Origin of the sequence: Paenibacillus oenotherae, assembly GCF_019443105.1 — a bacterium.
In the GTDB taxonomy this organism is placed as follows: domain Bacteria; phylum Bacillota; class Bacilli; order Paenibacillales; family Paenibacillaceae; genus Paenibacillus_Z; species Paenibacillus_Z oenotherae.
This window is the reverse complement of record NZ_JAHZIJ010000027.1, coordinates 40,358-49,615: the sequence shown is the minus strand read 5'-3', so window position 1 is coordinate 49,615 and position 9,258 is coordinate 40,358. Positions and strand designations below refer to the sequence as shown.

8 protein-coding genes and 1 pseudogene are annotated in these 9,258 nt (G+C 49.4%); 6 read left to right on the top strand and 3 right to left on the bottom strand.

Annotation, left to right across the window (positions count from 1 at the left end):
* Both K0T92_RS25710 and lexA read right to left on the bottom strand, forming a co-directional pair.
* A pseudogene (locus K0T92_RS25710) lies at positions 1-126 on the bottom strand (IS256 family transposase); the annotation flags it as partial.
* 698 nt (positions 127-824) lie between these two features.
* A complete protein-coding gene (lexA, locus tag K0T92_RS23130; RefSeq protein WP_219874949.1) occupies positions 825-1,445 on the bottom strand; it encodes a transcriptional repressor LexA in 621 nt (206 codons plus the stop codon).
* Between the two features lie 189 nt (positions 1,446-1,634).
* Between lexA and K0T92_RS23125 the strand changes: the two genes are divergently transcribed.
* From K0T92_RS23125 to K0T92_RS23105, 5 genes are all read left to right on the top strand, one after another.
* Positions 1,635-2,003 (top strand): LysM peptidoglycan-binding domain-containing protein, encoded by a 369-nt coding sequence (locus K0T92_RS23125; RefSeq protein WP_219874947.1) that lies wholly within the window; start codon positions 1,635-1,637, stop codon positions 2,001-2,003.
* A gap of 261 nt (positions 2,004-2,264) precedes the next feature.
* The gene (locus K0T92_RS23120; RefSeq protein WP_246628378.1) at positions 2,265-2,495 is read left to right on the top strand and encodes a DUF896 domain-containing protein; all 231 of its coding nucleotides are present in this window, start codon (positions 2,265-2,267) and stop codon (positions 2,493-2,495) included.
* A gap of 36 nt (positions 2,496-2,531) precedes the next feature.
* Entirely contained in the window at positions 2,532-3,518 is a 987-nt protein-coding gene (locus K0T92_RS23115; protein WP_219874957.1) for an aldo/keto reductase, read from the top strand.
* Between the two features lie 61 nt (positions 3,519-3,579).
* The gene (locus K0T92_RS23110) at positions 3,580-4,107 is read left to right on the top strand and encodes a hypothetical protein (protein WP_219874945.1); all 528 of its coding nucleotides are present in this window, start codon (positions 3,580-3,582) and stop codon (positions 4,105-4,107) included.
* Between the two features lie 25 nt (positions 4,108-4,132).
* Positions 4,133-4,918, top strand: coding sequence for an HAD family hydrolase (locus K0T92_RS23105; RefSeq protein ID WP_219874943.1), 786 nt, complete (start codon positions 4,133-4,135; stop codon positions 4,916-4,918).
* A gap of 97 nt (positions 4,919-5,015) precedes the next feature.
* Here the strand turns inward: K0T92_RS23105 and K0T92_RS23100 are convergent, their stop codons facing one another.
* Positions 5,016-5,564: a 1,2-dihydroxy-3-keto-5-methylthiopentene dioxygenase gene (locus tag K0T92_RS23100; protein WP_219874941.1), complete on the bottom strand. Its 549-nt coding sequence runs from the start codon at positions 5,562-5,564 to the stop codon at positions 5,016-5,018.
* Between the two features lie 200 nt (positions 5,565-5,764).
* Here K0T92_RS23100 and metH point away from each other — a divergent pair, with 200 nt between their 5' ends.
* Positions 5,765-9,205 carry a methionine synthase gene (gene metH / locus K0T92_RS23095; protein ID WP_219874939.1) on the top strand — a complete coding sequence of 1,147 codons (3,441 nt, stop codon included), beginning with the start codon at positions 5,765-5,767 and terminating at the stop codon, positions 9,203-9,205.
* The last annotated feature ends 53 nt before the right edge of the window (positions 9,206-9,258 follow it).

The window sequence follows — 9,258 nt, the reverse complement described above, 5'->3', positions numbered from 1 at the left end:
GTTCGTTTCATCCTCCATGAAGTGTTTGATCTCCGCCTTCATAATGGATTCCAGGTTTTCTTTTACAAACTGAGTGACAAGATTTTCAAATAGGTTTGTGAGCTGGTTTTCTGCTATTATAGTCATGGAGTAGAGTCCCTTCTTGGTGCGTGGTAACCCCGAGGATACTCTACTTTTTTGTTCCCTGTTAAGGGGCCAAATCTTGGTACACAAACTATTGTACGTCATCGCGTTGAGGGCAGAATGCCTGCGATAACGCAGGAAAATATGGCGGATGGGGCTGCTATCGGGCAAATCCGACGAAATGCCTGCGCTTTGGCAGGCATTCGGTCTTCAGGAAGCTGAAATGGGGAAAAGCCTGCCTATTTGCAGGTTATTGAATAGTCCGGCGGTTTTCCCGTCAACCACTCTTCCAAAGTGTGCAATTGTCTGGCCTGGCTACAACACATTCGGTTGGTAGAGAGTAAAGCCTGCGAAAGTGCAGGCATTTCGATCAAAGGGAGCCGTTGAGAGCAGAATGCCTGCAATAACACAGGAAAATATGGCGGATGGAGCTGCTATCGGGCAAACACGGCGAAATGCCTGCGCTTTGGCAGGCATTCGGTCTTCGGCAGGCTGGAACGAGAGAAAAACCTGCTTTTACGCAGGCATTATTCGCCGTTATGGGGATCACTCTTTAATGAGCGAGTACAACGGCGAACGGCAGCCTCATTCTGAGCCAAACGCCTCTATGCGGGCAATGTGGCAATGAATGAATAAAGGAGTCTCGATATTAAGCTGTTACAGCTTAATATCGAGACTCCTTTATTGCGAAAATACTAATTCTAGTGAATATCCCGAAATAGCCCAATTACTTTGCCTAGTATAGTGACATTGCGAAGCCGAATGGGTTCCATTGTCTGGTTCTCTGGCTGAAGGCGAATATGATCCTTCTCGCGATAGAAGGTCTTAACAGTTGCTTCGTCTTCCTCAGTCATTGCAACGACGATGTCACCGTTAGAAGCGGATTGCTGTTGGCGTACGATGACATAATCGCCATTGCGAATGCCTGCATCTATCATACTCTCACCACTAACACTTAATATGAATACGTTATGGTCGCCTACCTTGCTGGCAGGAAGCGGGAAGTAGTCATCGATATTCTCAGTAGCAGTAATCGGCAGGCCTGCCGTTACCTTGCCGACAACAGGAACTTTGGCGATCGCTAGAGGGAAGGGGAACTCCATATCCTCCTGATCCAATATCTCGATTGCTCTTGGCTTCGTTGGGTCCCGGCGGATCAGGCCCTTCTTCTCCAATCGATCCAAATGACCGTGAACCGTTGAACTGGAAGCAAGTCCTACCGCTTCGCCTATTTCACGTACAGAAGGCGGGTAGCCTTTCTCCCGAACTTCATTCTTTATAAATTCGAGTATCGCCTGTTGGCGGTTGGATAGTTTCGACACTTGAATCACTCCATAGGGTTCATTTGTGTCAAATTATAGCACAGAACCGGAGTTCGTACAAACATAAGTTCGAGAAACAAGGGTTCGTATTTTATTGCGAACAAATGTTCCAAATATTGTTGACACCAAACGAACGTTCGTGTTAATCTGAATGCAGATAATACAGAACAAACGTTTGGGGTGCTGATAATGATATCGATGATCTCTTCCTATTCTAATCATAATGCTCATACAACAGTGAAAGTCGCGGTTAAAGCAAAGAGGGAACACCGTGTAGAACGTCTCATGCTGAGACTTGCGGGTGCTGCGCTGCTATTCATGTTACTATTTGTAGGCTTTGCTTTCATGAAAGGAAATGCGAGCGGAGATGCTCCTGCATTGCCGACAGCAGATGAGCGGGTAATCGTTGTTGCCACTGGTGATACATTGTGGTCCATAGCAAGCGGAATAAGTGAGGCGGATGACGATGTTCGCAGAATCGTATATGATTTGAAGGAACGCAACGACCTGGGATCGAGCGTACTTCGTTCGGGACAGACATTAATCGTACCTAAATAAATAATTGGAGAAAACAGAGTGCAGGAACATATGTTCCTGCACTCTGTTTTTTTTGTCTTGCTCCCCGACATAGGCCTTGAATCCTTTAGAGCAGTGCCTTAGAGACTTAATAGCGCATCACGAATCACGCTATTTTTACAATGATAGTCTCCTCAATTGGACAGAAGCGAGGGATATGAGAGTAAATGTCGGAAATCAGTTGATTCAATCGGCTCAATCGCCTTGACAATGCGGGTTTAATAATGTCAAAGTAAGGAGTGAATGTTTACCGCAACGAGAGAGGAGCACATGCTGGTGGAGAATTTAATCGCCCGTATTAATGAACTGTCGCGCAAGCACAAGACGGTGGGTTTATCACCTGAAGAGGTTATCGAACGCGATGAGCTGCGACGACAGTATCTGGATAACTTCAAACGTAACTTTCGTGATCAGCTTGATCATATCAAATGGGCCGAAGACGAAGACGAAGGCAGTGAAGATAAGAAGGAATAGCAGCCGTAACATGACGAAGGAGGGTACCCTAAGATGATGCAGGCACGATTGCTTGGCCGGAGCGGACTTGCCGTTTCGGAGCTTTGTCTTGGCACAATGACCTTTGGCAATACGACAAGTGACAGTGAGTCCATTTCGATGATTCACAGCTTTCTGGATCGCGGAGGAAATTTTCTGGATACCGCTGATGTTTATGTTTCCGGCCGTTCCGAAGAGATTGTCGGTCAAGCGATTAAGGACCGCCGCTCTGAGGTTGTTCTGGCAACCAAAGTGCGCTTCGCGACAGCGGATCATCCCAATGGAGCCGGCATTTCACGCAAGCATATCATGGATGGGGTAGAGGCAAGCCTGAAACGGCTGCAAACCGATTATATCGATTTGTACCAGATGCATGTGTGGGATCATGCGACCCCCATCGATGAAACACTGCGCACACTGGACGATCTGGTTTCTTCAGGCAAGGTGCGCTATATCGGCTGTTCGAATTTTTTGGCCTGGCAGCTCATGAAGTCGCTTGCAACGAGTGAAATGAACAAGTACGTTCGTTTCATCTCCATTCAACCGCAGTACAGCCTGGTTAGCCGTGAGATGGATCGTGAGATGATCTCGCTCTGCCTGGAAGAGAATGTGGGCATTATTCCTTGGGCACCGCTCGGTGGCGGCTTCCTGACAGGTCGTTACACAAGGGAAGAGCCGACAAGCGGTCGTCTGACCGCGAAGACGGGGGAGAGCTCCTGGGAGGTTCGCGCAACGGACAGAAACTTTGCTATTCTGGACGCCATACAGAGCGCAGCAAGGGAGCTGGGCAGAACGCCAGCCCAAATTGCTCTAAGATGGCTGATTCAACAAAGAGGGGTAACCTCTCCTATCTTTGGCGCGAGAACATTAGAACAGTTCGAAGACAATATGGGAGCCGTTGGCTGGATGATGCCCCAAGAGATCTGGGATCAGCTAGATGCGGCAAGCGCGCTGCCTTCCGAGTACCCGAACCGTTTTATCGCCAAATTCGCCAGACCGTTATAAGAAGCGGCACATGCTGAAGCATGTAATGCCAGCTTTGCTATCGATATAAGGGGGAACATCCGTGTCACGATCTTGGGAACGCAAAGTTCAGAAGAATCAATCACAGCTTAATAAACAAAGAAAGAAGGAAGGGAAGAAGCCGCTAAGTATCGGTTCATCCGCAGCTTCAGCTGAGCCAGCAGTGGAGACGTTTAAGGGCAGAAGCTTTATTTTCCCGATTTTCCTTCTGATGTTTATCGGTTTCTATATTTCCGTTACGCTCAGATCTGCTGTTTACGCGCAGACAGGGGCTATGTTCTGGGTTACAATCGCTTGTTATGTGCTGCTTGCTGTATTGTTCTTTTTCCGGAGGCCGTATTTGTCCATTGGGAAGGAATTTATCCGCTCCCGCCGGTTTACAGGTGACAAATCGTTGTACAAGGTTGCGATTAAGGCGATTGTCGTGAAGAGAGGCTACGTTATCATTGAACAGCAGAAGGGCGGCAACTGGGTCTTCGCACAAGCGACGAACCGGTTTCCAACGGATCAAATGAGCGAGCCTTTACGCATTTTTGCAGCAAACAATGGCATTCCATTCGTGGAGAAATAAAAGAGACAGGGGTCGAATATTCGTTATGGCTAAGAAAGCGGTACTGTTTGATTTGGATGATACTTTGCTGTGGGACGACCGGAGCATCAAGGAAGCCTTTGAAGTGACCTGCCGGAGAGGGGCAGAGGCTGCGGGTGTTGATGCCGAGGCGCTGGAGGAATCGGTTCGCCGCGAGGCGCGGGCGTTGTATGAATCGTATGAGACGTTCCCTTTTACGAAAATGATTGGCATTAACCCGTTCGAAGGCCTGTGGGCGCAATTTCGCGAGGGAGAGCAGGAGGAGTTCCGCAAGCTAGAGCAGCTGGCTCCTGGTTACCGTCGCGAAGCTTGGACACGGGGACTAAGCGCTCTGGGCGTCAACAATGAAGAGCTTGGCGCGGAGCTTGCTGAGCAGTTCCCGGCTGAACGACGCAATCGTCCGATCGTTTATGAAGAAACATTCCGCCTGCTTGATGCGCTGAAAGGGAAGTACCAGCTGCTGCTGCTCACGAATGGCTCGCCTGATCTGCAGCGGGAGAAGCTTAGCGGAGTGCCGGAACTGGCTCCTTATTTCGACGACATTATTATTTCCGGTGAGTTCGGTGTAGGCAAGCCTGCGGCTCCTATCTTCGAGCATGCACTGGAGCGTCTGGGCATACAGCCTGAGGACGGGGTCATGGTCGGGGACAAGCTGACCACTGATATTCTTGGCGCCAATACGATCGGCATGACTTCTGTATGGATCAATCGTCATGGCATGGAGCGCACGGATGAAATTATTCCGACACATGAAATCAAGCATCTGGAAGAGCTATTGCCGCTGCTTGTTTAATAATTGCGCAGACAAATAAAGAGACCCGTTTACCAGTACGCTTGTGAAGCGTTCTGATAAGCGGGTCTTTATAAATAGGCGTTATGAGCAGCCTGTATTAAGCTTGCGCTTTCTGGAATGAAGGATCGTCGTACGAGTGGGCAATCCAGCCCTCAGTCTCGATAAAGAGGCGAACAGCAACAATTTGGCGGTTCTCCATCAGGGTGAAGAAGTGAGGCTTATGCTCAGGGACGGAAATGACATCGCCAGCTTCCAATTCGACGTCGAAGTAACCAACCTCGTCAGTGCCTTTAATGATGAAAATTCCTTTGCCTGCTGTAATGGCACGCACTTCGTCTTCCGTATGCGTATGAACCTGCTCGAATTTCTTCAACAGCTCATCAAGGTTAGGCGTCGCATCTGACAATGCAATAATATCCCAGGTCAGGTAGCCGCGGCGGGAGGCAAGATCACGAATCTCGTTATCGAAGGTCGCCAGAATCTGCCCTTTCTCCTCATCGCTTAATATGAATTTGTTGCGAAGCTCTACGGGGAGCTGTTCGGGATTCCAATGCTCATAGAGAACTTCCTGGCCTTCAAGAAAGGCGCGAACGTTCTCTTCACCTTGAATGCGTTCATTTGTGTTGCGAATGCGAATTTCAGCCATCGCTTTATCCCTCGTTTCATAATGTGTTATATTCCGATAAGAATTATTATATAGGAAATGTACAGCACTGTCGACAGAAGAACCTTTTCACATTCGAACGATTCTGGTAGACTAAGTGGTAATGATTTTTCACTGACAAATGTGCCAGCTGTTGACTGTTGCAGGGGCCTATATTGCAGTGTGGGGAAGGAAGTTCATCGATGTCGAAGCCGACAATTCAAGAAATGATAAAGCAGCGAATCCTCATTCTGGATGGAGCAATGGGGACGATGATTCAACAGGTTGACCTGGGTCCTGAAGACTTCGGAGGCGAAGAGCTGGAGGGCTGCAACGAAATGCTGGTTTTGACCAGACCGGATGTTATTCGTGATATTCACGAGGCATACCTGGCAGCTGGAACCGATATTCTGGAGACGAATACATTCGGAGCAGCAAGTGTCGTGCTTGCGGAATACGATATTCAGGACAAGGCGAGAGAGATCAATCTAGCGGCAGCGGCTATTGCTGTGGAAGCGGCACGCAAATACTCTACACCTGAACGTCCGCGTTATGTAGCTGGCGCAATGGGGCCAACGACGAAGACGCTATCCGTCACCGGAGGCGTTACATTCGATGAGCTTGTAGAAAGCTACCGCGAGCAAGCGGTGGCGCTTATTGAAGGCGGCGTTGACGCGCTTATGCTGGAAACATCGCAGGATACTTTGAACGTCAAGGCGGGAAGCATCGGTATTCATCAAGCGTTCGAAATTACAGGGCAGACGCTGCCTATTATGATTTCGGGTACGATTGAGCCGATGGGCACTACGCTCGCGGGACAAAATATTGAATCCTTCTATATATCACTGGAGCACTTGAATCCGATCTCGATCGGCTTGAACTGTGCGACAGGTCCGGAATTCATGCGGGATCATATCCGGTCGTTGTCAGCGATTGCCCGTACAGCGATCAGCTGCTATCCGAATGCCGGATTGCCGGATGAGAACGGCAACTATCATGAATCGCCAGCTTCATTGGCTGCGAAGATCTCGGCATTTGCGGAGCAGGGCTGGCTCAATATCGCCGGCGGATGCTGTGGAACTACACCGGATCATATCCGGGCAATGGACGAGGTGCTGAGCAAATTTTCGCCGCGTGAGATTAACGGGGATCACCCGCCTGCAGTATCCGGTATCGAGACGGTCTATATTGAAGAGGATAACCGCCCGATCATGATCGGGGAGCGGACAAACATATCCGGATCGCGCAAGTTCAAGCGGCTTATTAAGGAAGGCAAGTTCGACGAAGCGTCCGAGATTGCCAGGTCGCAGGTTAAGGGCGGCGCGCATATTATCGATATTAACCTTCAGGATACCGATATTGATGAAGCGTACGCGGTGAATCAATTCCTGCCTGAGGTTGTGAAGAAGATTAAAGTCCCGCTCATGCTGGACTCCACCTATGATCATATTATTGAGCTGGGGCTCAAATATTCACAAGGCAAGGCCATTATTAACTCCATTAACCTTGAGGACGGGGAATCGAAGTTCGAACAGATTCTCCCGCTTATACATCGTTATGGCGCTGCTGTCGTTTGTATTCTTATTGATGAGCGGGGGCAGGCTGTGTCGCGGGAAGCGAAGATGGAGGTTGCCTCCAGATCCTACGACTTGTTGGTGAACAAATACGGCATGGTACCGGATGATATCATTTTTGATCCCAACATGTTCCCTGTCGGCTCCGGTGATCCGCAGTATATCGGCTCTGCTGTAGAGACGATTGAAGGGATACGGATGATAAAGGAGAAGTTCCCTAGAGCCAAAACCATTCTGGGACTCAGCAACATCTCATTCGGCTTGCCAGATGCCGGACGTGAAGTGCTGAACTCGGTATATCTCTATCATTGCACGAAGGCGGGTCTGGACTACGCGATCGTCAACACGGAGAAGCTGGAGCGCTACGCATCCATCTCTGAGGAAGACCGCCGCCTGGCCGAGGAACTGATTTATAATACAAATGATGATACTTTAGCTGCTTTTGTTGCTGCCTTCCGCGATAAGAAGGTGGAGAAGAAGGAGAAGGTATCCAATCTGTCGCTTGAGGAGCGTCTTGGTTCTTATGTTGTTGAAGGGACCAAGGAGGGGCTGATCCCTGATCTGGATGAAGCGATGAAGAAGTATTCGCCGCTTGAGATCATCAACGGTCCGCTCATGAAAGGGATGGAAGAGGTAGGCCGCCTGTTCAACAACAATGAGCTGATCGTGGCCGAGGTGCTGCAGAGCGCAGAGGTTATGAAAGCATCTGTCGCTTATCTGGAGCCGTTCATGGAGAAGAACGAGACCTCTGTCAAAGGGAAAATTATTCTCGCTACCGTTAAAGGCGATGTCCATGATATCGGTAAAAATCTCGTCGAGATTATTTTGTCGAACAACGGCTACAAAATCATTAACCTCGGCATCAAGGTGCCGCCAGAGCAGATCATCGAAGCTTATCGCAAGGAGAATGTGGATGCGATCGGATTATCGGGACTGCTTGTCAAATCGGCACAGCAAATGGTAACAACCGCGCAGGATCTGCGTGTAGCCGGCATTGATGCTCCGATATTGGTAGGCGGCGCCGCTTTGACAAGGAAGTTTACGAAGAACCGTATCAGTCCTGAATATGACGGTCTGGTGCTCTATGCGAAGGACGCGATGGATGGGCTTGATATATCGAATAAGCTCATGAATCCGGAGTTCCGTCGCCAGTATGAAGAAGAGTTGGCTGCATTCAAGGCAGCGGGCAGTGTCGAGACGGAAGAGAAGAAGGAATTGCCTGCGCTAACTCGTGTTGAAAGATCCAAAATTTCAGTCGATGATCCTGTGTTTATACCGCCGGATCTTGATCGTCACGTCCTTAGAGATGTCCCGATTCCGCATATTGTGCCCTATGTGAATATGAGCATGCTGCTGGGTCATCACCTCGGGCTGCGCGGCAATGTGGATCAATTGCTTGCAGAAGGCAATGAGAAGGCGGTACAGCTCAAGGAAACAGTGGATAACATTCTGCATGAAGCTGCAACGAAGGGCATTATTCGCGCACATGCGATGTATCGCTTCTTCCCGGCACAATCGACAGGCAATGATATCATTATTTATGATCCGCAGGAGCCTGGTCGGGAGATTAAGCGATTCACATTCCCGCGCCAGAATGTGGAGCCGTATCTCTGTCTCGCTGATTTCTTGAAGCCGGTAGAGAGTGGTATAATGGATTATGTCGGTTTCCTTGTTGTAACAGCTGGCGAGGGTGTTCGCGACATGGCTAACGAATGGAAGGATAATGGCGATTACTTGCGTTCACATGCGCTTAACGCAGTTGCACTTGAGGTTGCGGAAGGACTTGCGGAGCGGGTCCACCATGTTATGCGCGATATTTGGGGATTCCCGGATCCGCTGGAGATGACGATGAAGCAGCGCCATGGCGCGCGCTATCAAGGAATCCGCGTGTCGTTCGGATATCCGGCTTGTCCGAATCTGGAGGATCAGGGGCCGCTGTTCGCCTTGATGAAACCGGAAGATATCGGAGTTGAGCTTACGGAAGGCTTTATGATGGAGCCGGAAGCATCGGTATCCGCAATGGTCTTCTCCCATCGCGAGGCGCAATATTTCAATGTTGAGAAAGTTTAGCGGGATTACAAAGGCTAACCATAACGAATAGTGAACGTATTGATTGACCGCAT